The organism is unidentified bacterial endosymbiont (genome assembly GCF_918797525.1).
Classification (GTDB): Bacteria; Pseudomonadota; Gammaproteobacteria; order Enterobacterales; family Enterobacteriaceae; genus Enterobacter.
Window position 1 is genome coordinate 363,857 of sequence record NZ_OU963893.1, and the last position, 24,191, is coordinate 388,047.

The 24,191-nt window shown below is 54.2% G+C and carries 21 protein-coding genes and 2 pseudogenes; 18 read left to right on the forward strand and 5 right to left on the reverse strand.

The genetic code is table 11. The features are described from left to right. The first annotated feature begins 11 nt into the window (after positions 1-11). From NL510_RS01720 to NL510_RS01755, 8 genes are all read left to right on the forward strand, one after another. A complete protein-coding gene (locus NL510_RS01720; RefSeq protein WP_253381081.1) occupies positions 12-650 on the forward strand; it encodes a YjbF family lipoprotein in 639 nt (212 codons plus the stop codon). After that, entirely contained in the window at positions 647-1,384 is a 738-nt protein-coding gene (locus tag NL510_RS01725) for a capsule biosynthesis GfcC family protein (RefSeq protein ID WP_253381083.1), read from the forward strand. The genes NL510_RS01720 and NL510_RS01725 overlap by 4 nt, the downstream gene beginning before the upstream one ends. Beyond that, positions 1,384-3,480 (forward strand): YjbH domain-containing protein, encoded by a 2,097-nt coding sequence (locus NL510_RS01730; protein ID WP_253381085.1) that lies wholly within the window; start codon positions 1,384-1,386, stop codon positions 3,478-3,480. Before NL510_RS01725 ends, NL510_RS01730 begins: the two co-directional genes overlap by 1 nt. 146 nt (positions 3,481-3,626) lie before the next feature. Then, positions 3,627-4,037 carry a phosphate-starvation-inducible protein PsiE gene (gene psiE / locus NL510_RS01735; protein ID WP_000202963.1) on the forward strand — a complete coding sequence of 137 codons (411 nt, stop codon included), beginning with the start codon at positions 3,627-3,629 and terminating at the stop codon, positions 4,035-4,037. Positions 4,038-4,188: 151 nt separating this feature from the next. Next, positions 4,189-5,871, forward strand: a complete 1,683-nt coding sequence (locus tag NL510_RS01740; RefSeq protein WP_253381087.1) for a PTS transporter subunit EIIC — start codon at positions 4,189-4,191, stop codon at positions 5,869-5,871. Continuing rightward, positions 5,868-6,914: an oxidoreductase gene (locus tag NL510_RS01745; protein ID WP_253381089.1), complete on the forward strand. Its 1,047-nt coding sequence runs from the start codon at positions 5,868-5,870 to the stop codon at positions 6,912-6,914. Before NL510_RS01740 ends, NL510_RS01745 begins: the two co-directional genes overlap by 4 nt. After that, the gene (locus tag NL510_RS01750) at positions 6,911-7,774 is read left to right on the forward strand and encodes a DUF7916 family protein (protein ID WP_253381090.1); all 864 of its coding nucleotides are present in this window, start codon (positions 6,911-6,913) and stop codon (positions 7,772-7,774) included. The genes NL510_RS01745 and NL510_RS01750 overlap by 4 nt, the downstream gene beginning before the upstream one ends. 40 nt (positions 7,775-7,814) lie before the next feature. After that, entirely contained in the window at positions 7,815-8,519 is a 705-nt protein-coding gene (locus tag NL510_RS01755; RefSeq protein WP_253381092.1) for a GntR family transcriptional regulator, read from the forward strand. A gap of 101 nt (positions 8,520-8,620) precedes the next feature. Here NL510_RS01755 and malG read toward each other — a convergent pair whose 3' ends face one another. The 3 genes from malG to malE all read right to left on the reverse strand — a co-directional run bounded on the left by malG (position 8,621) and on the right by malE (position 12,324). Then, positions 8,621-9,511 (reverse strand): maltose ABC transporter permease MalG, encoded by an 891-nt coding sequence (gene malG, locus NL510_RS01760; RefSeq protein ID WP_253381094.1) that lies wholly within the window; start codon positions 9,509-9,511, stop codon positions 8,621-8,623. Positions 9,512-9,525: 14 nt separating this feature from the next. Next, entirely contained in the window at positions 9,526-11,070 is a 1,545-nt protein-coding gene (gene malF / locus NL510_RS01765) for a maltose ABC transporter permease MalF (protein WP_253381096.1), read from the reverse strand. A gap of 63 nt (positions 11,071-11,133) precedes the next feature. Next, on the reverse strand, positions 11,134-12,324 hold the full coding sequence (malE, locus tag NL510_RS01770; protein ID WP_253381098.1) for a maltose/maltodextrin ABC transporter substrate-binding protein MalE: 1,191 nt from the start codon (positions 12,322-12,324) through the stop codon (positions 11,134-11,136). A 371-nt stretch (positions 12,325-12,695) separates the two neighbouring features. Between malE and malK the strand changes: the two genes are divergently transcribed. From malK to ubiA, 5 genes are all read left to right on the forward strand, one after another. Further along, positions 12,696-13,805 (forward strand): maltose/maltodextrin ABC transporter ATP-binding protein MalK, encoded by a 1,110-nt coding sequence (gene malK / locus NL510_RS01775; protein WP_253381100.1) that lies wholly within the window; start codon positions 12,696-12,698, stop codon positions 13,803-13,805. A 74-nt stretch (positions 13,806-13,879) separates the two neighbouring features. Then, positions 13,880-15,184: a maltoporin gene (locus tag NL510_RS01780; RefSeq protein WP_494546343.1), complete on the forward strand. Its 1,305-nt coding sequence runs from the start codon at positions 13,880-13,882 to the stop codon at positions 15,182-15,184. Between the two features lie 114 nt (positions 15,185-15,298). Further along, complete coding sequence (gene malM / locus NL510_RS01785; RefSeq protein WP_253381104.1) at positions 15,299-16,246, forward strand: maltose operon protein MalM; 948 nt, start codon at positions 15,299-15,301, stop codon at positions 16,244-16,246. Between the two features lie 178 nt (positions 16,247-16,424). Continuing rightward, positions 16,425-16,922 carry a chorismate lyase gene (ubiC, locus tag NL510_RS01790; protein ID WP_253381106.1) on the forward strand — a complete coding sequence of 166 codons (498 nt, stop codon included), beginning with the start codon at positions 16,425-16,427 and terminating at the stop codon, positions 16,920-16,922. Between the two features lie 12 nt (positions 16,923-16,934). After that, positions 16,935-17,804, forward strand: a complete 870-nt coding sequence (gene ubiA, locus NL510_RS01795; RefSeq protein WP_253381108.1) for a 4-hydroxybenzoate octaprenyltransferase — start codon at positions 16,935-16,937, stop codon at positions 17,802-17,804. A 57-nt stretch (positions 17,805-17,861) separates the two neighbouring features. Here the strand turns inward: ubiA and plsB are convergent, their stop codons facing one another. Continuing rightward, a complete protein-coding gene (gene plsB, locus NL510_RS01800; protein ID WP_253381110.1) occupies positions 17,862-20,282 on the reverse strand; it encodes a glycerol-3-phosphate 1-O-acyltransferase PlsB in 2,421 nt (806 codons plus the stop codon). A gap of 134 nt (positions 20,283-20,416) precedes the next feature. Between plsB and NL510_RS01805 the strand changes: the two genes are divergently transcribed. The 4 genes and pseudogenes from NL510_RS01805 (at position 20,417) to NL510_RS01820 (ending at position 23,232) form a co-directional block, all read left to right on the forward strand. Further along, a complete protein-coding gene (locus NL510_RS01805; RefSeq protein WP_253381112.1) occupies positions 20,417-20,785 on the forward strand; it encodes a diacylglycerol kinase in 369 nt (122 codons plus the stop codon). A 108-nt stretch (positions 20,786-20,893) separates the two neighbouring features. Then, the gene (gene lexA, locus NL510_RS01810; RefSeq protein ID WP_253381114.1) at positions 20,894-21,502 is read left to right on the forward strand and encodes a transcriptional repressor LexA; all 609 of its coding nucleotides are present in this window, start codon (positions 20,894-20,896) and stop codon (positions 21,500-21,502) included. 64 nt (positions 21,503-21,566) lie between these two features. Then, positions 21,567-22,909, forward strand: a pseudogene (gene dinF / locus NL510_RS01815) (MATE family efflux transporter DinF). A gap of 113 nt (positions 22,910-23,022) precedes the next feature. Then, the gene (locus NL510_RS01820; protein WP_112012120.1) at positions 23,023-23,232 is read left to right on the forward strand and encodes a CsbD family protein; all 210 of its coding nucleotides are present in this window, start codon (positions 23,023-23,025) and stop codon (positions 23,230-23,232) included. Positions 23,233-23,284: 52 nt separating this feature from the next. On the opposite strand, the gene zur is transcribed toward NL510_RS01820, so the two are convergent. Then, a complete protein-coding gene (gene zur, locus NL510_RS01825; RefSeq protein ID WP_253381116.1) occupies positions 23,285-23,797 on the reverse strand; it encodes a zinc uptake transcriptional repressor Zur in 513 nt (170 codons plus the stop codon). A 72-nt stretch (positions 23,798-23,869) separates the two neighbouring features. On the opposite strand from zur, the pseudogene NL510_RS01830 reads away from it, so the two are divergent. After that, positions 23,870-24,141: pseudogene (locus NL510_RS01830) on the forward strand (cupin domain-containing protein); the annotation flags it as partial. Between the last annotated feature and the right edge of the window lie 50 nt (positions 24,142-24,191).

Here is a 24,191-nt window from a genome sequence, read left to right on the forward strand (position 1 = left end):
GGAGAAGAGTCGTGAAGCGACCTGCAATCATCATGTTTTGCCTGCTGTTGCAGGCGTGCTCAGCCACCACCAAAGGGCTGGGAAATTCACTGTGGGACAGCATGTTTGGCACACCGGGCGTACATCTGACCGATGACGAACTGCAAAACATGCCGTATGCCAGCCAGTACATACAGTTAAACGATGGCCCGCAGCTGTTTGTGGTGCTCGCTTTCGATGAAAACGGGCAGCAGAAATGGGTGACGCAGGATCAGGCCACCATCGTCACCCGGCATGGACGTCTCGTGAAAACGCTTCTCGGCGGCGACAACCTGCTTGAGGTGAACAACATCGCCGCAGACCCACTCATTAAGCCGAACCAGATAACCGACGGCGCAAGCTGGACGCGCACCCTGGGGTGGACCGAACACAAGCAGGTGCGCTATGCCACTGCCCGCTCGGTATTCCGCTGGGATGGCACGGACAGCGTGAAAGTGGGCAGTGACGAAACGCAGGTTCGCGTGCTGGATGAAGAGGTCACCACCGACCAGGCCCGCTGGCATAACCGCTTCTGGGTGGATGATGAAGGGCAGATCCGCCAGTCCTTGCAGTATCTCGGCGCCGGTTTCTTCCCGGTGAAGACCACCCTGATCAAGGCCGCGAAGTCATGAAAACAGTTATCCGCGTAGCAGTGATCGCCAGCCTGATAACCCCTGTGGCATGGTCTGCGGGAACAGTGAAGGTTTATACGCCGGAAAGCCAAAAACCGAAAACATTAACCGACGCAGGGCACTTGCTCGATCTTGTCGGCCAGCCAAGGCTTGCCAACAGCTGGTGGACTGGTGCGGTCATCAGTGAGCGACAGGCGACGGTTGAGGCAGAACAAAAACACCGCGCGCTGCTGGCCCGGCTGGCGGGGTTAGCCGGACAGGAAGATGGCGATGATACTGCAGCCATTAACAGCGTTCGCCAGCAGCTCCAGGCGCTGAAGGTGACGGGCCGCCAGAAGGTGAACCTGGATCCCGATGAAGTGCGTGTGGCTGAAAACGGCAACCCGGCGCTGGAAGGGGACTATACGCTGTGGCTACCGGCGCAGCCTTCCACCATCACCGTGATGGGGCTGATTAGCAGCCCAGGTGAAAAGCCCTTTACGCCAGGCCGGGATGTGGCGAGCTATCTCGACGAGCAGCGCCTGCTGAGCGGGGCGGATAATAGCTACGCATGGGTGGTTTACCCTGACGGGCACACGCAAAAAGCCTCAGTGGCCTACTGGAATAAACGCCATATCGAACCCATGCCAGGCAGCATCATTTTTGTCGGTTTTGCCGACCATTTCTGGACGAAGGCCTATGACGGGTTAAACGCCGATATCCTTCATTCCCTGACGCAGCGGATCCCGGATTAATGAAAAGAACCTATCTCTACAGCATGCTGGCGCTGTGCGTAAGTGCCGCCTGCCATGCGGAAACCTATCCGGCACCCATTGGCCCGTCTCAGTCAGACTTTGGCGGTGTCGGTTTACTGCAAACGCCTACTGCCCGTATGGCGCGTGAGGGTGAAATCAGCCTTAACTATCGCGATAACGACCAGTACCGCTACTACTCTGCGTCGGTGCAGTTGTTCCCATGGCTGGAAACCACGCTGCGCTATACCGATGTCCGTACAAAAAAGTACAGCAGCGTTGAAGCCTTCTCCGGCAACCAGACCTATAAAGACAAAGCGTTCGACGTAAAATTGCGCCTGTGGGAAGAGAGTTACTGGATGCCGCAGGTTTCCGTTGGGGCGAAAGATATTGGCGGTACGGGCCTGTTTGATGCGGAATACATTGTGGCGAGCAAGGCGTGGGGCCCGTTTGATTTCTCGCTGGGTCTTGGCTGGGGCTATCTCGGCACCAGCGGCAACGTGAAAAACCCGTTCTGCTCCTACAGCGATAAGTATTGCTATCGCGATAACAGCTATAAAAAAGCCGGCTCGATTAACGGCGATCAGATGTTCCACGGCCCGGCTTCGCTGTTTGGCGGCGTGGAATACCAAACGCCGTGGCAGCCGCTGCGCCTGAAGCTGGAATACGAAGGGAATAACTACAGCGAAGATTTTGCCGGGAAAATTGAGCAGAAGAGCAAGTTTAACGTCGGCGCCATTTACCGCGTGACCGATTGGGCCGACGTTAACCTCAGCTATGAGCGTGGCAACACCGTGATGTTTGGCTTCACGCTACGCACCAACTTCAACGATATGCATCCGCGCTACAACGACAATGCGCGACCGACGTATCAGCCGGAGCCGCAGGATGCGATCATTCAGCACTCCGTGGTGGCTAACCAGTTGACGTTGCTGAAATATAACGCCGGTTTTGCGAACCCGAAAATTCAGACCAGGGGCGATACGCTGTACGTTACTGGCGAGCAGGTGAAATATCGCGACTCGCAAGAAGGGATAGAGCGTGCCAACCGGATAATCATGAACGATCTGCCGGAGGGGATCCGAACGATCCGCATCACGGAGAACCGTCTTAACCTGCCGCAGGTAACCACAGAAACCGATGTCGCCAGTCTCAAGCGCCATCTGGAAGGTGAACCCTTAGGGCATGAAACCGAGCTGGTGCAAAAACGCATTGAGCCGGTCGTACCCGAAACCACCGAGCAGGGCTGGTATATCGATAAATCGCGCTTCGATTTCCACATTGACCCGGTACTGAATCAGTCCGTTGGCGGGCCGGAAAACTTTTACATGTACCAGTTGGGCGTCATGGCGACGGCGGATCTGTGGCTCACTGACCACCTCCTGACCACCGGAAGCCTGTTTGGCAACATTGCGAATAACTACGGCAAGTTCAACTACACTAACCCGCCGAACGACTCGACGCTACCGCGCGTACGTACCCGCGTGCGTGAATATGTGCAGAACAACGCCTATGTGAATAACCTGCAGGCCAACTATTTTCAGTACTTCGGCAATGGTTTCTACGGCCAGGTGTATGGCGGTTATCTGGAAACCATGTACGGCGGCGCGGGGGCTGAAGTGCTTTATCGGCCTGTCGACAGCAACTGGGCGTTTGGGATTGATGCCAATTATGTGAAGCAGCGTGACTGGCGTAGCGCGCAGGACATGATGAAGTTCACTGACTACAGCGTTAAAACCGGCCATCTAACCGCCTACTGGACGCCGTCGTTTGCGCAGAATGTGCTGGTGAAAGCCAGCGTCGGTCAGTATCTGGCAGGCGATAAAGGCGGCACGCTGGATATCTCCAGACATTTCGACAGCGGCGTGGTCGTGGGGGGTTATGCCACCATCACTAACGTTTCGCCGGACGAATACGGGGAAGGGGACTTCACCAAAGGCGTGTATGTGTCAATTCCGCTGGATCTGTTCTCGTCTGGCCCAACTCGCAGCCGCGCGGCAGTGGGCTGGACGCCGCTGACGCGCGATGGCGGCCAGCCGCTTGGGCGTAAATTCCAGCTGTATGATATGACCAGCGATAAGAATATTAACTTCAGATAAGGGAATGATTCGCGCCGTCTTCCTTTTCGGGAGACGGCTGAGGTAGGGTAATGGCTCTGGATCGAACAAAACATAAACAAAAAATATAGATCCCCGTCACACTTTTGCGTTATACAGGAATCTCGTCCTGGAGAATGAGGTGCTGTATGACATCCCTGACCCGCCCGCGCGTTGAGTTTATCTCAACGATCCTCCAGACCGTGCTTAATCTCGGTCTGCTGAGCCTTGGCCTGATCCTGGTCGTCTTTCTCGGTAAAGAGACGGTGCATCTGGCGGATGTGCTGTTTGCCCCCGAACAAACCAGCAAATATGCGCTGGTGGAAGGGCTGGTGGTTTACTTTCTCTATTTTGAATTTATCGCCCTGATTGTGAAGTATTTTCAGTCCGGCTTTCACTTCCCGCTGCGCTATTTTGTTTACATTGGGATCACCGCGATTGTGCGGTTGATCATCGTCGATCATAAATCCCCGCTCGACGTGCTGATCTATTCGGCGGCAATCCTGCTGCTGGTGATCACCCTGTGGCTGTGTAACTCTAAACGGTTAAAGAGAGAGTAATCGGACGGCGCTATCTGGAAAAAGTGTGGGTTAAAATGTGATCGCTATAGATTTAATTTAAAACTATATAGTTTTAAATGTGTGGCAGTTCAGGTTCGAGTCGCACTGAAATTGACAGCCACATACTAAATCTCTTCGACAGGTGATCTGCATGAGCCACTCTTCATTACTGGAGCGGATAACTAACGTCTCGCAAAAGCTGGCGTCAGAAATCCACCTTCGCAGCTTGCGGGACAGTTTTATTATTACCGTCCCGTTCCTCGTCCTTGCCGGACTATTCATCATGCTCAATTATGTGTTTTTGGATGCCAAAGGCATATTGAGCCGCGTTTTATCGCCAGAATCTCTTCTTGATCTACGAAACATTGGTGAGCGTATTCTTAACGGAACCATGAATATATTGTCGCTGATGCTGGTGATATTAATTGCGTACCATATTGCAAGTAAGAAAAAACATTCCACGCCGGTTATTCCGGCGATGGTCGCCCTGGCGGTATTTTATGTGCTCATGCCCGTTGCGACCGTGCAAACCCTGGCTGACGGTCAGCAGGTTCAGCTAACGGGAATTGTCCCGTACAGCAATACCAATGCTGGCGGCGTATTCCTGGCAATCGTTACGGCAGTACTCGCCACCAATGTATTTTTGTGGATTGCCAAAAATAGACGATTACAGATCCGGCTGGGAGAGGATGTACCCCCTATGGTGGTGCAATCTTTCCAGTCGATGTTTTCAATCATGTTGACGGTTGGTATGTTCGCGCTTGCGGCGTTTGCGATTACGGTATTGCTGCATACTGAATTACAGGCATTGATCCAGCAGCTCATCCAGGCGCCGCTGGTGCATTTAACCACAAACTTACCTGGTTTCCTGGTGCTGACAACCCTGACCAATTTTCTCTTTTCTCTGGGTATCCATCCTGGCGGGATCATTAACCCGATTCTTGAACCCCCCTTGCTGGTTGCTATGCAGGAGAATATGGCCGCCTTTTCCAGCGGACACGTTCCACCTCATATCATAGTCTTGCCATTTCGCGATCTGTACGGACATATGGGAGGGACCGGGAGCACCCTGGCACTCCTTTTAGCCGTATTTGTGCGCAGTAAAATGGCCAGCCACCGCAATTTCTCCCGCACGGTAATTGCTCCCGGGGTGTTCAATATTAATGAGCCGGTCATTTTTGGTTTCCCGGTGCTCTTCAACCCGCTGATGATGATCCCGTTTATCATCTACCCGCAGATTAATTTTACGATCGCTTATTTCGCCACTGACTGGGGGTGGGTTTCTAAAATTGTTGCCTACGTGCCCTGGTCAGTGCCTCCGCTTATTTCAGGTTGGCTCGGCTCGGGCGGCGATATCCGTAATGTGGTCCTGCAGGTAGTGCTATTAGCGCTTGGGGTCATGATCTATCTTCCCTTTTTAACGGCGTATGAACGTTCGTTAATGACGCGCAATAAAAAAACATTAGTGAGCGATATTGTCGGCGGGCAAGAAGAGGCTGGAGATATTCATCTGCTGGACGGCAAAACAATTATTCTGGCCTGCAATGAAGGCATGTCGACCTCATTAATGGCAACAAAAATGCGCAAATACTGTGAGAGTCAAAACTGTACGCTCACTGTCTTTGCCGTTAATGCCGGAAAACTGGTTGAGGAATATCAACAGGCCCAGCTCATCCTGCTCGGGCCGCAAATCGCTTATCTTCAGGAGACTATCCTCCAGGATATTAACCATCACTGTCCGGTGCTGCCGCTGGATCCACAGCATTTCAGCAAACTCGATGGACCGGCGGTGATTAATGCCGCTCTGCCCTGGTTTAAAAAGGAAACTGTATGATTAACTGTGCCTACATTGGTTTTGGTAAAAGCGCGACGCGCTATCATCTCCCCTACGTATTATGCCGTAAGGATAAATTTCGCGTTAAATGCATTTATGATATTGCACGTAAATATGACGTTGAAGCGCAGCCGCAATATCAACATATTGATTTTACCTCCCGACTAAACGATATCATTGAGGATAACGCCATTCAACTGGTGGTGATTTGCACACATCCCGATAGCCATTTTGATTACGCCCGCTTATGCCTTGAGCACGGGAAACATGTGCTGGTGGAGAAGCCTTTTACCGCGACGTCTGAAGAGGCTAACATCCTCTTCGCGCTGGCGAGAAAAAAAGGGTTAACCGTATCCCCGTTCCAGAACCGGCGCTTTGACAGCTGTTTTCTGACTATGAAGCAGGCGATTGCCAGCGGCAAGCTTGGCGATATTGTTGAAATTGAGAGCCATTTTGACTATTTCCGTCCGCAGGCAAATACCCGTCCCGGGAGCTATTTCGACGGGGCATGGTACGGCCTCGGGATACATACAGTGGATCAAATCATCGCCCTGCTCGGTCGTCCGCAGCAGGTGGGGTATCACCTGCTACGCCAGCGAAACCCGCTCAATCCGGACGATGCCTTTGACGTTCGCCTCTATTACCCGACCACCACCGCAATCGTGAAAACCAGCCATCTGGTGAAAATCCCCGCCCCGCGATTCACCGTTCACGGCACCCGTGGCTCGTTTATTCGCTACAGTATCGACAGGCAAGAAACCAGCCTGAAGGCGGGCATTATGCCCATGGAGGCGGGTTTTGGCGAAGATGATGAGCGTGCGGTGATGGAATACATCGATGATAGCGGCCGCACTGTTCGTGAGGAAATGCAGGCGGTGCCGGGTGACTATGGTCGGGTTTACGATGCCCTGTACGAGACGTTGATCGCCGGAAAGGCAAATTACGTCAGCGAACGGGAAGCGTTGACCACACTCTCGATTCTCGAAAGGGCGTTTCATCAGCCCTCTCCCGCCATCATCACCCTCGACCAGGAGATATCATGATGAAACGGATCCTCAACTGCCGGGCCAGCGATTTCCAGATGGGCGTAACGGGAGAGCGCCTGCGCGAAGCCATTATTGCCAGCGAAGGGCGGGTGATCATGGCCGAGATTGCCGTCAATGCGCCTCCGCTGTTTGCAGAGGTGACAAATGCAGAGCTATTGTGCGCATTCGGTGCCGACCTGCTGTTGCTAAAAGGGATTAATTTTCAACAGCCTGCCCTAAACGGGGGAGATAAACGATTTGGAGCCGATCCTTTCAGTCAGGTGAAATTTCTTACCGGTCGCTTAACCGGCGTCAATTTTGAGGTTCTGCCTGCAGAAGCTCTCCCGCATCCTGGCGCCTTTTTACCCGCCCATCTGAATGCGATGCGGCATGCGGACTTTTTCTGTCTCACCGGATACGACAAACCTGGCGTCACGGCCGGGCGGATGCGCCAGACGATAGCGCAGCTCCGGGAGCAAACCGATAAGCCGATCCTGGCGGCGAAATTTTACATCTCTGGGCTGGCGGCACCGGATGAGTATGCCAGCTATATTGATGCGGGCGCGGATGGCGCGATCTTTCCTGCGCCGGGCGGATGCCGGGGCGCGTCGCAGGAAAAGGTTAGCCAAATTGTACAGGCGGTACAAACCCGGGGCGGTCTTGCCATCACGACGCTGAGCAGTAGTCAGGAAGGCGCGGATTGTGATACGGTGCGCGAAATTGGCCTGGCCAGTAAGCGATGCGGGAGCGACATGCACAACTTTGGCGATGCGGGGGTGGCGGGAATGGCCGACCCTCAGGCGCTAAATGCCCTGTCCATCGCCATTCGCGGTCGACGACACACCTGGGTGCGTATGGCGGCATCGATGTCGCGTTAATATTATTCGGCCCCGACAGGGGCCGCTTGCGGAGAGCGTTATGCCTAAGTATATGGCGATCTACCATGAGGTGCGGCGACGCATCGTGGCTGGCCTGTATGCTCCGGATAAAAAACTGCCTGAAGGGGTGAAGCTGGCGGGTGAATTTCACTGCAGCGAGCTTACCATCACCAAAGCGCTGGACCTGCTGGTCCGTGAGGGGCTGGTGCTGCGCAAGCGCGGGCTGGGCTCGTTTGTTAAGCGCCAGGTTTCGGCTGCCAGCAATTCACATCTGATAGGCACCGCGCAGCGTTGTGCCTGGCAAGGCAAAACGCTGACTACGCGCGTCCAGCGGTATACGGCCGTCCCTGCGCCGGCGAATATTGCGCAAAAAATACAAATTGCCGAAGGCAAACTGGTACATGAGATCCACCGGGTGCGCGTAATAGATAGCACGCCCTCGATTGTTGAGTATACCTGGATGCCCGTCGCCCTGTTTCCCCATCTTACGCTGGGCCATGTCCAGCAATCCATTTATGCCTACATCACGGATGAACTCGGCTATACCGTGCACAGTGCCCATATGAAGGTCACCGGGCATATCGCCAGCGAACAAGAGATGGCGTGGCTGGAGCGGGCGGAGCCGGTGACGTTAATTCAGGTTGAACAGACGGCGTTTCTTGATAACGGCAAGCTTTTTGAATACTCCTGCGCCCGCCATCTCTGGCAGACCTTCAACTTTGAAACTGATTTTGTCCGTGTCTGACATAAAAAAAGGCGGTCCGAAGGCCGCCAAACAACAGTCACAAGTAAGTTCAATACGATACGTCTAAAGTTGAGGGTTGCAGTGGCATAACATGATGAAACTTAACCTTTTACCCCGCCCGCCGTCAGGCCGTTAACCAGCCAGCGCTGCGCCAGCAGGAACACAACGGTAATCGGGATGGCAGAAAGCACGGCCGCTGCGGCAAAGTCGCCCCACAGGTAATTTTGCGGATTGAGGTATTGCTGCATACCCACCGCCAGGGTGTAGCTGCTCACATCGCGCAGCAGCAGCGATGCGACCGGCACTTCGGTGATGGCGGCGATAAACGACAGGATGAACACCACCGCCAGGATAGGTACCGACAGCGGCAGTAGCACCAGGCGGAACGCCTGCCAGGGTGTTGCGCCATCCAACGCCGCTGCTTCTTCCAGCGAGCCATCGATGGTTTCGAAATAGCCTTTGATGGTCCACACATGCAGAGCGATGCCGCCAAGATAGGCGAAGATCACCCCGCCGTGGGTATTCAGGCCGATAAACGGAACATACTGGCCCAGACGGTCAAACAAGGCATATAACGCGACCAGGGAGAGTACCGCCGGGAACATCTGAAAAATTAGCATCCCTTTTAGCAGCGTGGCTTTGCCCGGGAAACGCATACGGGCAAAGGCGTAAGCACAGGTGGTGGAAAGGGCCACGATCCCGATCGCGGTGATGGTCGCGACTTTTACCGAGTTCCATAGCCACAGCAGCACCGGGAACGGCGGCGGCGTGATACGGCCATCCGCATGTTCAACGCTGAAGCCCAGCGCTAACTTCCAGTGCTCCCAGGAGATTTCGTCCGGGATCAGGCTTCCGGTCGCAAAGTTACCCGGGCGCAGTGAGATGGCGATTACCATCAGCAGCGGGAACATAATTGCTGCGATAAACGTCAGCAGGCCTACGTGCGTGGCAAAGAGGCGCAGTTTTTGAGATTTGGGTTGGACCATAGACATATTCTGTCCCCTCCTTAGTCGAATTTCATGCGTGTGGCTTTCAGGTTCACAATCGCCAGGACGCCTACCAGCAGGAAGATCAGGGTGGCAATCGCTGCCGCCAGACCGAAGTCCTGGCCGCCGCCCCCTTCAAAGGCGATACGGTAGGTGTAGCTTACGAGCAGGTCGGTATAACCTGCAGGCGTGGTGGTACCCAGACGGTCCGGGCCGCCGTTGGTTAACAACTGAATCAGCACGAAGTTGTTAAAGTTAAAGGCGAAACTGGCAATCATCAGCGGCGTCAGCGGCTTAATCAGTAGCGGCAAGGTAATTTTGAAGAAGTTCTGGAACGGGCCGGCGCCGTCCATTGCTGAGGCTTCGTACAGATCTTCCGGAATGGCCTTCAGCAGCCCCATGCACAGAATCATCATATACGGGTAGCCCAGCCAGGTATTGACGATGATAACCATCGAGCGGGCCGTGGTCGGGTCGCTGAACCAGGCCGGTTTGATGCCGAACAGCGCGCTCAGCATCATATTGATTTCGCCGAAGCTCTGGTTAAACAGCCCCTTGAAAATAAGAATCGAAATAAACGACGGCACGGCATACGGCAGAATCAACAGCACGCGGTAAATCGCTTTGCCTTTGAGAGATTCCCACTGCACGAGACAGGCCAGCACCATGCCTACGGCTACGGTCAGAATGACGGTCAGTACGGAGAAGACCACCGTCCAGACGAAGATGGCGAAGAAGGGTTTTTGGATGCCTTCGTCGGTGAAAACGCGGGTAAAGTTCTCCCAGCCGATGGTCACGGTATAGCCCGGGCTGAGTTTGTCCTCCCCCCAGCTACCGTCTGCATTGACGGACTGATAGAAGCCGACGTCGTTGTTCGGGCGGTATTTCACACCGCTCTGGTTGTTGGTCAGCGTGCCGTTATCTGCCAGGGCGTAGAGCGGTCGCGTGCCAGAGAACTGGCGCAGTGAGCTCATGGTCACTTTGCTTTCATTGGGCAGCATGGCGGTCAGTCGAGTCAGCGCCTGTCGATTTTGGGTGATGATACGCAGGTTGGCGCGTTCATCTTCCGGCAGGGCTTCCGTTTCGTTTAAAATCAGCTTCTGCTCGCCGCCAAATTTGAAGGCGTCGGAAATAAAGTGTTTACCGCTTTCTGTGTCAGTGAGTGCTAACTTCCACTCATCGCCTGCGGGATACAGGCCGAAGTTAAAGCTTTTACCCGCCTGATAAGATCTGTCCATAAGTACCTGCGTGGCCCGCTCTTGCGCCAGCTGGTTGGTGCTGCTGTAGTTAGTGAAAGCGATGGCGATAGTGCAGATCAACGGGAAGAGAACAAACAGCCCCATCCCGGCCACACCCGGATAAACATAGCGCCAGGCATAGGCTTTACGGTTGGCGAAAATATACAGGCCAGCAGAGCTTAAAATCAGCGTCATGATGGCAAAAAGGTACTCCCCTTGTACGTACATTAAAACAACAAGGTAACCCACCAGCAGGCACAGCAGACCAAGCACTGACCATTTCAGCGCGTCGCTTTGCCACCAGCGTTTCTTTTTAATGACATCCATGGGGTTCTTCCTCTACAACATATTCTGTTTTCCCTCTCCCTTAGGGGAGAGGGAACTGCGGTATTACCGGGTTATACGGCCCTGAGCATCCTTCAGCGCGGCTTCAACAGTCTGGCGACCGCTGGCGGCGTTGATGACGGCCGTGCGGGTGGCGTACCAGAACGCGGCCATCTGTGGAATGTTCGGCATGATTTCGCCCTTCTGGGCGTTATCCATGGTGGCCGCGATGCGTGGGTCTTTTGCCAGCTGATCCTGGAAGGATTTCAGCGCCACCGCACCCAGCGGTTTGTCTTTGTTTACGGCATCCAGACCCTCATCGGTCAGCAGGTAGTTTTCCAGGAACTCTTTCGCCAGCTCTTTATTTGGGCTGGCGGCGTTAATACCTGCGCTCAGTACGCCAACGAACGGTTTTGACGGCTTGCCGTTGAAGGTGGGCAGCAGCGTGACGCCGTAGTTGATTTTGCTCTTGTCGATGTTGGTCCAGGCCCAAGGACCGTTGATGGTCATCGCAGTGTCGCCTTTGTTGAAAGCCGCTTCTGCGATGGAGTAATCGGTATCGGCATTCATATGCTTGTTTTTAATCAGGTCAACCAGGAAGGTCAGACCCGCTTTCGCGCCAGCGTTGTCCACGCCCACGTTTTTCACATCATATTTGCCGTTTTCAAACTTGAATGCGTAACCACCGTCGGCTGCAATCAACGGCCAGGTGAAGTACGGTTCTTGCAGGTTGAACATCAGGGCTGATTTGCCTTTCGCCCTCAGCTCTTTATCCAGCGCCGGGATCTCTTCCCAGGTTTTCGGCGGATTGGGCACCAGGTCTTTGTTGTAAATCAGCGACAGCGCTTCCACTGCGATAGGGTAGGCGATAAGTTTGCCGTTGTAGCGAACGGCGTCCCAGGTGAACGGGACCAGCTTGTCCTGGAACGCTTTGTCCGGGGTAACTTCAGCCAGCAGACCTGATTGTGCATAACCACCAAAACGATCATGCGCCCAGAAGATAATGTCCGGACCGTCACCGGTTGCTGCAACCTGCGGGAATTTCTCTTCCAGCTTATCCGGATGTTCAACGGTGACTTTAATACCGGTGTCTTTTTCGAATTTTTTACCCACTTCCGCCAGGCCGTTATAGCCTTTGTCGCCGTTGATCCAGATAACCAGCTTACCTTCTTCAATTTTGGCGAGAGCCGGTGCGGAAATCATCATTGCTGCCAGGGCGGACAATGCGAAAACGCGTGCGCCAGTCTTGATCTTCATATCTGCCATCCTTTATGGGTGATGTGCTCGTGGATACATTGAGGTGGTTCAATGTGACTCAGTCTCCTTATTTGACATCCTCTTTCCATCCTCCTGAGCCCTACGCCCCACCCCCTGTTTGTGTGATCTCTGTTGCATAAATTTAAGTTATGAGTGCTGGCGCACATAAACACCCACCGAATTTTGCAGGCGATATCACGAATTTCGCCTCAGCCTGCCAGCTGCGGTCGCAGGGCCTGCTCTCTCATCCTCCCGCCTCCTCCCCCATAAAAAAGACAGGGGTGGAGGATTCACGAGAGTAATGGATATCCGATAGTGAACTTATCTTGAATGTTTCTGTCAGTGACAGGTTGTAACGAAGGGAGAAGGGCATGGCGAGCGTACAGCTGCGTAATGTAACGAAGGCCTGGGGCGACGTAGTGGTGTCGAAGGAGATCAATCTGGACATCACAGAAGGTGAGTTTGTGGTGTTCGTTGGCCCATCTGGCTGTGGTAAATCTACTCTGCTGCGTATGATTGCCGGTCTTGAAACCATCACCAGCGGCGATTTGTTTATTGGTGATACCCGTATGAACGACATTCCGCCTGCCGAACGTGGCGTAGGTATGGTGTTCCAGTCCTATGCGCTTTATCCCCACCTGTCCGTTGCCGAGAACATGTCCTTTGGCCTGAAACTGGCTGGTGCGAAGAAAGAGGTGATTAACCCGCGCGTCACCCAGGTCGCGGAGGTGTTGCAGCTAGGACACCTGCTAGAGCGTAAACCGAAAGCCCTCTCCGGCGGCCAGCGTCAGCGTGTTGCAATCGGCCGTACGCTGGTGGCAGAACCGCGCGTGTTTCTGCTCGATGAACCGCTTTCTAACCTGGATGCCGCCCTGCGCGCCCAGATGCGTATTGAAATTTCCCGTCTGCACAAACGCCTTGGCCGCACGATGATTTACGTCACCCACGATCAGGTCGAAGCGATGACCCTGGCCGATAAGATTGTGGTGCTGGACGCCGGTCGTGTGGCGCAGGTGGGGAAACCACTGGAGCTTTATCACTACCCGGCAGACCGCTTTGTTGCGGGCTTTATTGGCTCGCCAAAGATGAACTTCCTGCCCGTCAAAGTGACCGCAACAGCCATTGAGCAGGTACAGGTGGAGCTGCCAAACCGCCAGCAGGTCTGGCTTCCGGTCGATAGCGCCAACGTACAGGTGGGGGCCAACATGTCCCTCGGTATTCGTCCTGAGCATTTACTGCCAAGCCATATCGCTGATGTGACGCTGGAGGGTGTTGTTCAGGTTGTAGAACAGCTTGGTCACGAAACTCAGATTCATATCCAGATCCCCGCCATCCGTCAGAACCTGGTCTACCGCCAGAACGACGTGGTGTTGGTAGAAGAGGGTGCCACATTCGCTATCGGTTTGCCGCCAGAGCGTTGCCATTTGTTCCGTGAGGATGGCACTGCATGTCGTCGGTTGCACAAAGAGCCAGGCGTTTAAGCAATCCCAAAAGAAGACGCGAAGCCGACAGGTGAAGTGTTCAAAGAAAAGCAATGATCTCAGGAGATAGATTAATGATTACTCTGCGCAAAGTTCCTCTGGCGCTCGCTATTGCGGCAGGTATCCTGTCTGCACAGGCAGGCGCCGTAGACTTTAAAGGTTATGCTCGTTCCGGCATTGGCTGGACCGGGAGTGGCGGTGAACAACAGTGTTTCCAGGCAACGGGTGCTCAAAGTAAATACCGTCTGGGTAACGAATGTGAAACCTATGCTGAACTGAAACTGGGTCAGGAAGTGTGGAAAGAGGGCGATAAGAGCTTCTACTTCGACACCAACGTTGCCTACTCTGTTTCTCAGCAGAACGACTGGGAAGCAACCAGCCCGGCCTTCCGTGAAGCTAACGTGCAGGGTAAAAACCTGATTGAATGGCTGCCAGGCGCCACCATGTGGGCCGGTAAGCGTTTCTATCAGCGTCATGACGTACACATGATCGACTTCTACTACTGGGATATTTCTGGTCCTGGCGCAGGTCTGGAAAATATCGACCTGGGCTTCGGTAAGCTCTCTCTGGCTGCCACCCGTTCTTCTGAATCAGGCGGTTCCGGCACCTTCGCCGACCGTGATGTAGACGGCAACCGTGTCTACGACAATATCGTCCCGAACGATGTCTTCGACGTGCGCTTAGCCGGTATGGAAATCAACCCAGGCGGTACGCTGGAGCTGGGTGTTGACTACGGTCACACTAATCTGCCAGACGACTACTCTCTGGCGCCGGGCGCATCTAAAGATGGCTGGATGTTCACCGCTGAACATACCCAGAGCATGATGAAAGGCTTCAACAAGTTCGTTCTGCAGTACGCAACGGACTCAATGACCTCTAACGGGAAAGGTATTCCACAAGGCGGTAGCATCAATAACGATGGTTCCATGTGGCGTGTTCTCGACCACGGTGCGATCACCCTGGCAGAGCGTTGGGACCTGATGTATGTCGGTATGTACCAGAACATCGATCGTGACAACAACAACGGTACCGAGTGGTGGACTGTCGGTGTGCGCCCAATGTACAAATGGACGCCAATCATGAGCACCTTGCTGGAAGTGGGTTACGACAACGTTAAATCGCAGAAAACTGACGAGAAAAACAGCCAGTACAAAATTACGCTGGCCCAGCAATGGCAGGCAGGCGACAGCATCTGGTCTCGTCCGGCTATCCGTGTCTTCGCAACCTATGCGAAGTGGGATGAGAAATGGGGCTATGCCAACAATGACGACACGGGTTACTCCTCTGGCGTTGCGTATAGCGATACTTCAGCGAAAACCTTCAGCCGTGGCGACTCTGACGAGTGGACCTTCGGTGCTCAGATGGAAATCTGGTGGTAAGTGGTTAGACCTGACGTAATGACCTAAAAAGAGGGGCGAAAGCCCCTCTCTCCTTAGGGCGCTGCGCGCTATTGCCTGGCCACCGCAGTGCTCATGCTATCAGAGGTAATAACAATGAAAATGAAGAAAAGTCTCGTCGCGCTGTGCCTCTCTGCGGGGCTGCTGGCCTGTGCGCCAGCGCTCACCTTTGCAGACGTCAATTTCGTGCCACAAAATACCAGCGCTGCGCCAGCCATTCCGGCTGCGGCGCTCCAGCAGTTGACCTGGACGCCTGTGGACCAGTCCAAAACGCAGTCAACCCAGCTTTCTACGGGCGGTCAGCAGTTAAACGTTTCCGGTATTACCGGCCCGGTTGCTGCCTACAGCGTTCCGGCAAACATCGGTGAGCTGACCCTGACGCTCACCAGCGAAGTGAACAAACAAACCAGTTTATTTGCCCCTAACGTGCTCATTCTTGACCAGAATCTGACACCATCGGCTTTCTTCCCGAGCAGCTACTTTAGCTATCAGGAGCCGGGCGTGATGAGTGCCGATCGCCTGCAGGGCGTTATGCGCCTGACGCCCGCACTGGGACAGCAAAAAATCTATGTGCTGGTATTTACCACGGAGAAAGATTTACAGCAGACCACTAAGCTGCTTGACCCAGCGAAAGCCTATGCGAAGGGGACCGGAAACGCCGTCCCGGACATTCCTGACCCCATTGCCCGTCACACCACGGATGGCCTGGTCAAACTCAACGTCTCTACCAATAGCGCTTCCAGCGTGCTCGTTGGCCCGCTGTTCGGTTCGTCCGGTCCGGGTCCGGTTACCGTGGGTAACACGGCAGCGCCAGCGTATGCCGCCCCTGCAGCCGTTGCTGCTCCGGCCGCCGCCGCCCCTGCTCCCGCGAAACCTTCCGGGCCTGTCCTCAACGACACCGAAACGTACTTCAATAATGCCATTAAGCAGGCAGTGAAGAGTGGCGATGTCGACAAAGCGCTGAAGCTGCTTGATGAAGCCGAGCGTTTAGGTTCAACCACTGCCCGTTCCACCTTTATCAGCAGTGTAAAAGGCAAGGGGTGACCGTCTCCCCACAGTGCTGATTTGTTCGTTTTAGTGCGCCTGAAGGGGCGCACTTTTTTTTGTGTTATCCGTATTGTTGCGCTGTTGTTGCAATAGTGATCGCTAAATATCGTTTGGCCGCCCTGAATCCGCTTTTCTGCGATACAATGCCATTACGTTATGTATCGGAGACTCTGGCATGTCACACCCTGCGTTAACGCAACTGCGTGCGCTGCGCTATTTCGAGCAAATACCCGCGCTTGACCCGACGCAACTCGACTGGTTGCTGCTGGAAGATTCCATGACGAAACGTTTTGAACAACAGGGCAAAACGGTTACGGTGACGATAATTCAGGAAGGGTTTGTCTCTTCGGCTGATATTGCCGCCGAGCTGCCGCTGTTGCCGCCAGAAGAACGTTACTGGCTGCGTGAAATTCTACTCTGCGCTGACGGCGAGCCCTGGCTTGCCGGGCGGACAGTCGTGCCTGAATCCTCCCTGTCCGGGCCGGAGCTGGCGCTGCAACAACTGGGAAAAACGCCGCTGGGGCGCTATCTTTTTACGTCGTCCCGGCTAACCCGTGATTTTATTGAAATTGGACGCGATGCCGAACTGTGGGGGCGTCGTTCCCGCCTTCGCCTGAGTGGTAAACCGTTAATTCTGACGGAGCTTTTTTTACCGGCGTCGCCGTTGTACTAAGAGGAAGAAAAAATGGAGTGGAGCCTGACGCAAAGCAAGCTGCTGGCCTATCACCGCTTAATGCGTACAGATAAACCCATTGGCGCATTACTGTTGCTATGGCCAACCTTATGGGCATTGTGGGTAGCGACCCCAGGCATACCACCGCTGTGGATCCTGGGCGTGTTCATTGCTGGCGTCTGGCTGATGCGCGCGGCGGGCTGTGTCGTTAATGACTATGCAGACAGAAAATTCGACGGCCATGTTAAACGTACCGCTAACCGCCCCCTGCCAAGTGGACAGGTCACCGGGAAAGAGGCTCGGGCGCTGTTTGTTGTGCTGGTGCTGCTCTCCTTCCTGCTGGTATTAACGCTCAATACCATGACGATTCTGCTCTCCGTTGCGGCGCTCGCATTAGCGTGGGTTTATCCCTTCATGAAGCGTTATACCCATCTGCCACAGGTGGTGTTAGGTGCCGCGTTTGGCTGGTCGATACCTATGGCATTTGCCGCGGTAAGTGAATCTTTACCGCTCAGCTGCTGGCTGATGTTCCTCGCCAATATCCTCTGGGCGGTGGCGTACGATACGCAATATGCGATGGTCGACCGCGACGATGACCTGAAAATTGGCATCAAATCAACCGCGATCCTGTTTGGTCGTCAGGACAATACGATCATCGGTATTCTGCAGGTTGCTGTGCTGGCGTTGATGGTGGCAATTGGCCGCCTGAACGAGCTGAACTGGGCGTTCTACTGGTCAGTACTTATCGCGGGTTTGCTGTTTGCGTATCAGCAGAAGCTTCTCGCGAAGCGCGAGCGTGAAGCGTGCTTTAAGGCATTTTTGAATAATAACTATGTCGGGCTGGTGCTGTTTTTAGGACTGGCAATGAGTTACTGGTATTAATTATCCCTATGGCGAGTAAAAACCCGGTAAGCGTGAGTGCCACCGGGCTTTTTCCCATCACTCGTCCTGAGTGGCGCTCTCAATCGTCAAACGCACATCCGACGTAATCAGCCCGGCAAGCATCTGATAAACCTTGAGCGTTTCTTCCGGTTCGGCATCGCCCGTATCGCTGATAAACCCTTCATCACGCAGCGTCAGCACCAACGAACTGAAGACCGCTTTATCGAAGAATTCGGGAGCGTTAATACCATGCAAAACAGACAGGCGCTGTGCCAGCGTCCGGCTCTCTTTTTCCAGCGTTCCGCGGTTGATAGACGGATTGACGCTCAGCAGCCAGAAGGTTATAGCGTAGCGCTGTAGCGTTTCACGCGCACCGGCCGCCAGCAGTTGCAGGGTTCGGGAACGTGAAGGATTAATGGTGAGTTGGTCGTTATTGACGGTAATCAGCCCCTGGCGACGCATCTCTTCCGTCATCTTATCCAGCTCAACCGCCAGCTCCTCCTTGCTCCAGCGCAGGAACAACTCGGTTTTCAGCATGGGGTAGAGCGTCTCGACGTGGCGCAGCAGCTCCTCACGTGAGATATGGCGGTGCTGCGTAACGATCGCGGCCATCAGTGACGGCAGCATCAGCATATGCGTGATGTTGTTGCGATAGTACGTCATCAGCACGGCCTGTTCGCGTGGCAGAATAATAATGTCGCCGATTGTGTCTTTCTCGACTTCAAATTTGTTCATCTGCAGCGCATGTTCGATCAGCTCGTTCGCGGTGCTGGTTGGCACGGTCGAATCCACCGAGTACGGCACGTTACGCATAATGTCCAGATAACAATCCAACTGCTCGGTGAGCTGTTCCCGTGTCAATGAACGCTGGCGTGAGGCCAGTAGCGCCGTGCAGCACAGGTTCATGGCGTTTGCCGCACCTGCGTTGTTAATGCGAACCATAAGCTCCGCGGCGATGCTGTTTACCGTCGGGGTTAGCCAGGCGGGGCGGATCGCTTCGATAGGGTCAATGGATTCACGCCATTCCGGCACACGGGTGTTCAGGTACGTCATCAGCGGCATAGGTTCGCCAAAGTTAACGTAGCCCTGGCCGAGATTGCGCAATTTGCTCAGGCCGCGCATCATCTGCAGCAGGCTCTCTTTCTCTTTGGTCGCCCCCCGCAGCTCTTTTGCATACGTGCCCACTTCCATTACGTGCTCGTAACCGATGTAAATCGGCACCAGCGTAATTGGACGAGTACCGCCTCGCAGCATCGCCTGAATGGTCATCGACAGGGTGCCGGTCTTCGGATCGAGCAGACGCCCGGTACGAGAACGACCGCCTTCGACGAAGTACTCAACGGAATAACCCCGACTGAACAGTTCGCCCAAATATTCGCGAAATACGGTGGAGTAGAGCTTGTTGCCCTTAAAGGTACGACGAATAAAGAATGCGCCCAGGCGACGGAAAATCGGGCCTGCTGGCCAAAAGTTCAGGTTAATTCCGGCCGCAATATGTGGCGGGACCAGTCCCTGGTGATAAAGCACATAAGAGAGCAGCAGGTAGTCCATGTGGCTACGGTGGCAAGGCACATAGACAATTTCGTGACCATCGTGGGCCAGTTGACGCACGCGTTCCGCGTTATGGACGTTGATGCCCTGATAGAGGCGGTTCCACGTGAAACTCAGGATCCGGTCAGAAAGACGAATCATCTCATAGGAGAAGTTCGCCGCGATCTCTTCCATCAGCGCAATGGCGTTCTGCTGTGCTTTTTCGTGTGAAATCTTCTTGCTACGCGCTTCATCTTCAACGGCACGGGCGATAGCTTTAGAGGCCAGCAATTTGTTGAATAGATCCTGTCGCGCCGGGAGGCGAGGCCCAACGGCGGCCAGGCGCTGACGAGCGAAGTGCATACGCGCTACGCGCGCCAGCTTTTGCGCGATGATTTTATCAGTACCGTGCTCGTCCGCCATTCGGCGTAGCGAAACGGAAGGGGAGAAGCGCACAAAGCTGTCACGTCCCAGCCAGGAGACAGCGAAGAATTTTTGGATGCCGTTCAGCATGCGCAGCGGTGGGTTCTCTTCCCCTTTCTCGCGACCCGGTCGGCGACCGAACATCACGGAAACCGGCACCATCTGCACATCCAGATCGGGATTGCTGCGGTGCAGGTCAAGGTACTCGTGGAACAGCTTGATGGACTCTTCTTTTGGCGTGTAATAAGTAAACACGCGCGGCCCGCCGTGAATGAACACGTAACGCGGTAGCAGAGCGCCGTCAATTTCCAGCGGTTCAAGCGGATCGGGTAAATCATGCGCCAGACACTGGGCGCGAAGCGTCAGTAAATCTGCCTTCGAGTTATAAGGCAAAACGTACATAATGGGGCGCGAGGTATCGAGCCCCAATTCCAGCGCGGGTTCTGCTGGAATAGACTTACTTTTTACCAGGACGCTTAGTGGTAAATTCAGTAATTTGTAGTAAATTCGTGGCCAGCCGGACATAAACGATGTAAAGCCTCTGGTTAATAATGCAAATGCGGCGCAAGGATAACAGAAAGCGCGCAAAATTTCTGTTGTTACCCGTCATACTTCAGGCGGTATAGTTACTGACGCTGTTTCCAATAAAAGGTTCTAAAATGGCCAATAATACCACTGGGTTAACCCGCATCATCAAAGCTGCCAGCTATTCATGGAAGGGGTTTCATGCCGCGTGGGCCAATGAAGCCGCTTTCCGTCAGGAGAGCATCGTCGCCCTCGTCGCGGTGGTCGTCGCCTGTTTCCTTGATGTCGATGCTATTACCCGCGTTCTTCTCATCGGCTCCGTGCTTCTGGTGATGATAGTGGAAATTCTCAATAGTGCTATAGAGGCCGTCGTTGACCGTATTGGATCGGATTTCCATGAGCTCTCTGGCCGGGCGAAAGATATGGGGTCTGCTGCTGTCCTGCTGGCGATGATAATCGCGGCAATCACCTGGGTCACGCTGTTGTGGTCGCATTTTCGATGAGCCTCGAAGAATAATTAAGTCCCTGGTTTTTTGTGCAGTTTTTGGTTCCATAATCGACTTTGACTGTATATACTCACAGCATAACTGTATATACACCCAGGGGGCGGAATGAAAGCGTTAACGACCAGGCAGCAAGAGGTGTTTGATCTCATCCGGGATCACATCAGCCAGACGGGTATGCCACCCACGCGTGCGGAAATCGCTCAGCGTCTGGGCTTCCGTTCTCCAAATGCTGCCGAGGAACACCTTAAAGCGCTCGCGCGCAAAGGCGTGATTGAGATTGTTTCAGGTGCTTCACGTGGCATCCGCCTGTTGGTGGAAGAGGAGACGGGCATTCCACTGATTGGCCGTGTCGCTGCCGGTGAACCTCTGCTGGCACAACAGCATATTGAAGGGCACTATCAGGTCGATCCTGGTATGTTTAAGCCGAGCGCGGATTTCTTGCTGCGTGTAAGCGGTATGTCAATGAAAGATATCGGCATTCTCGACGGTGACCTACTTGCAGTGCATAAAACGCAGGACGTGCGCAACGGCCAGGTAGTGGTTGCGCGCATTGATGATGAAGTGACCGTCAAGCGTCTTAAGAAACAGGGTAATACCGTTCAACTGCTGCCAGAAAACAACGAATTTACCCCGATTATGGTGGATCTCCGCGAGCAGAACTTCTCTATCGAAGGGCTAGCGGTTGGCGTTATTCGCAACGGTGAATGGCTCTAACTCCTCCCTGACAGGCTGCGAAATCACCGTGGCCTGATTCACTTTTTTCTTTCCCGGTAATGTCATGTCACTGCTGAAGGCCTCAGATAGGGCATTGTGGCGTCTTGCTCTGCCAATGATTTTTTCCAACATCACTGTTCCTTTACTGGGACTGGTGGATACGGCGGTAATTGGTCATCTGGATTCGCCCGTCTATCTGGGCGGCGTGGCGATCGGCGCGACGGCGACCAGCTTCCTCTTCATGCTGCTCCTCTTCTTGCGTATGAGCACCACTGGGTTGACGGCACAGGCGTTTGGGGCGAAAGATCCCCTGCGGCTGGCTCGGGCGTTGGTTCAGCCCTTAATTCTGGCGCTGGGCGCGGGTGGGGTCATCGTTCTGCTGCGCGCGCCGCTCATCGATCTGGCGCTGACTCTTGTGGGGGGCAGTGACGCGGTACTTGAGCAGGCGCGGCGTTTTCTTGAAATTCGCTGGCTCAGCGCGCCTGCATCGCTGGCAAACCTGGTATTGCTTGGCTGGCTGCTGGGCGTGCAGTACGCCCGGGCCCCGGTCATTCTGCTGGTGGTGGGAAACCTCCTGAATATTGTTCTCGACCTCTGGCTGGTGATGGGCCTGCACATGAACGTGCGGGGGGCAGCGCTGGCGACCGCGATTGCAGAATACGGGACATTTATCTTCGGCCTGTGGATGGTATGGCGCGTTCTGTCGCTGCGTGGCATCTCCTGACGCTGCTGAGAACCGCATGGCGTGGCAATATCCGCAAGCTGTTAGCGCTTAACCGCGACATCATGCTGCGTTCTCTGCTCCTGCAGCTCTGCTTTGGCGCCCTGACGGTCTTTGGGGCGCGTCTCGGGCCGGAGATTGTCGCGGTGAACGCGGTGTTGATGACGCTGTTGACCTTTACCGCCTATGCGCTGGATGGCTTTGCCTATGCCGTTGAAGCGCATTCCGGGCAGGCCTATGGCGCGCGCGAAAGCGGCCAGCTTCGCGAGGTCTGGCGGGCCGCGTGTCGTCAGGCAGGCTTTGTGGCCGTGGGTTTTGCGCTCATTTATGCCCTGTTCGGCGAGCATCTTATTGCGCTACTTACCACCCTGCCGGCTCTTCGCGAACTGGCGAGCCATTACCTTATCTGGCAGGTCATCTTACCGGTGGTGGGTGTCTGGTGTTATTTGCTGGACGGTATGTTCATTGGCGCAACGCGAGGCGCAGAGATGCGTAACAGCATGGCAGTCGCCGCGGTTGGGTTCGCCGTAACGCTGCTGACGCTCCCCTGGCTGGGTAATCATGGGTTATGGCTGGCGCTGGCGGTGTTTCTCTTATTGCGCGGCCTGTCATTGGCATTCATCTGGCATCGCCACTGGCGTAACAATACCTGGTTTCCATTTCGCCCCGATATACCGCGACGGTAAAAGATTCCGAATATGAAAACAGCTTCCGAATCCTTAACTACAATGATAATCACGTCCAGCAGAAAAGAACGCAGCGGACGATTCTCTTAGACGCTTAACACGAGGACACGATTATGAATAAAGACGAAATCGGCGGCAACTGGAAGCAATTCAAAGGTAAAGCGAAAGAACAGTGGGGTAAACTGACAGATGACGATATGACCGTTATCGAAGGTAAACGCGATCAGCTTGTCGGTAAAATCCAGGAACGTTACGGTTACGAGAAAGATAAAGCCGAAACCGAAGTAAAAGACTGGGAAACCCGTAACGATTACCGCTGGTAATTGCCTACTATTCCCGAGGGCGGCCACAGGCCGCCTTTTCTTTTATTTGGTGTTAACGCGGTTTTCTCTTCACCTGGACTGAATGGTCGTGTTGACACGCATCCTGATGATTGCAGGATTCCACCTCAACGCACGCTGAACACAACCCGTGCGCTTCAATAACGTTATGACGCAGAGCAAAGCCCATTTGCGCTGCCAGCGTATGCATAATGTCTTCAACGCCTTCCGCGCACTCTTCCTTCACTACGCCACAGCGGTCGCAGATAAACATGGCTGACGTGTGGGTAGGTTGATCAAAAAGATGGCACAGTACGTAGCTGTTTGTCGATTCAACCTTATGCACAAATCCCTGTTCCAGCAAAAAGTCCAGCGCACGATAAACCGTAGGCGGTTTAGCCTGAGGCTCGCTCTCACGCAGCAGGTCGAGTAGGTCATATGCGCTGATAGCACCCCGCTGCAGGCTCATCAGGCGCAAGGCCTCAAGGCGCTGCGGAGTCAGGCGCACATTGCGTTGCGCACATAGCTTTTCTGCCTGTGCTAACAGCTCTTTTGTGGACTTATCCATTAAGCACCTCGGATGTTTAGGATGGAAAACCGTCACTTTATCATGTTCTGATCAAAACACCGAGATCCGCCAGGCTGTCCGGAAGACTGGATTAATGGCTATTTGTGGAAAACTCGGGCCGGGAGATAGCGTGGCTTTCCCAGCCGAAACCAGCGTCTGCTATACCTTCATTAATAACACCGATGAAGAAGTCGGGTTACTGGTGGTGGGGGGAGGCGAATAAAAAGTACAGCCGTATCTATTATTCTTTGAACCCCGTGTATGTCGCAATGCGCGAGGATCGCCGGGAAGATCTTCCTCCTCAATTTTTTGGGCCGCACGATGGAAAACCTGGGCGAAAATAATTTCCTCTTCTATAAATATTGAGGGCCGTCACAAATTACAACAGGCCTGA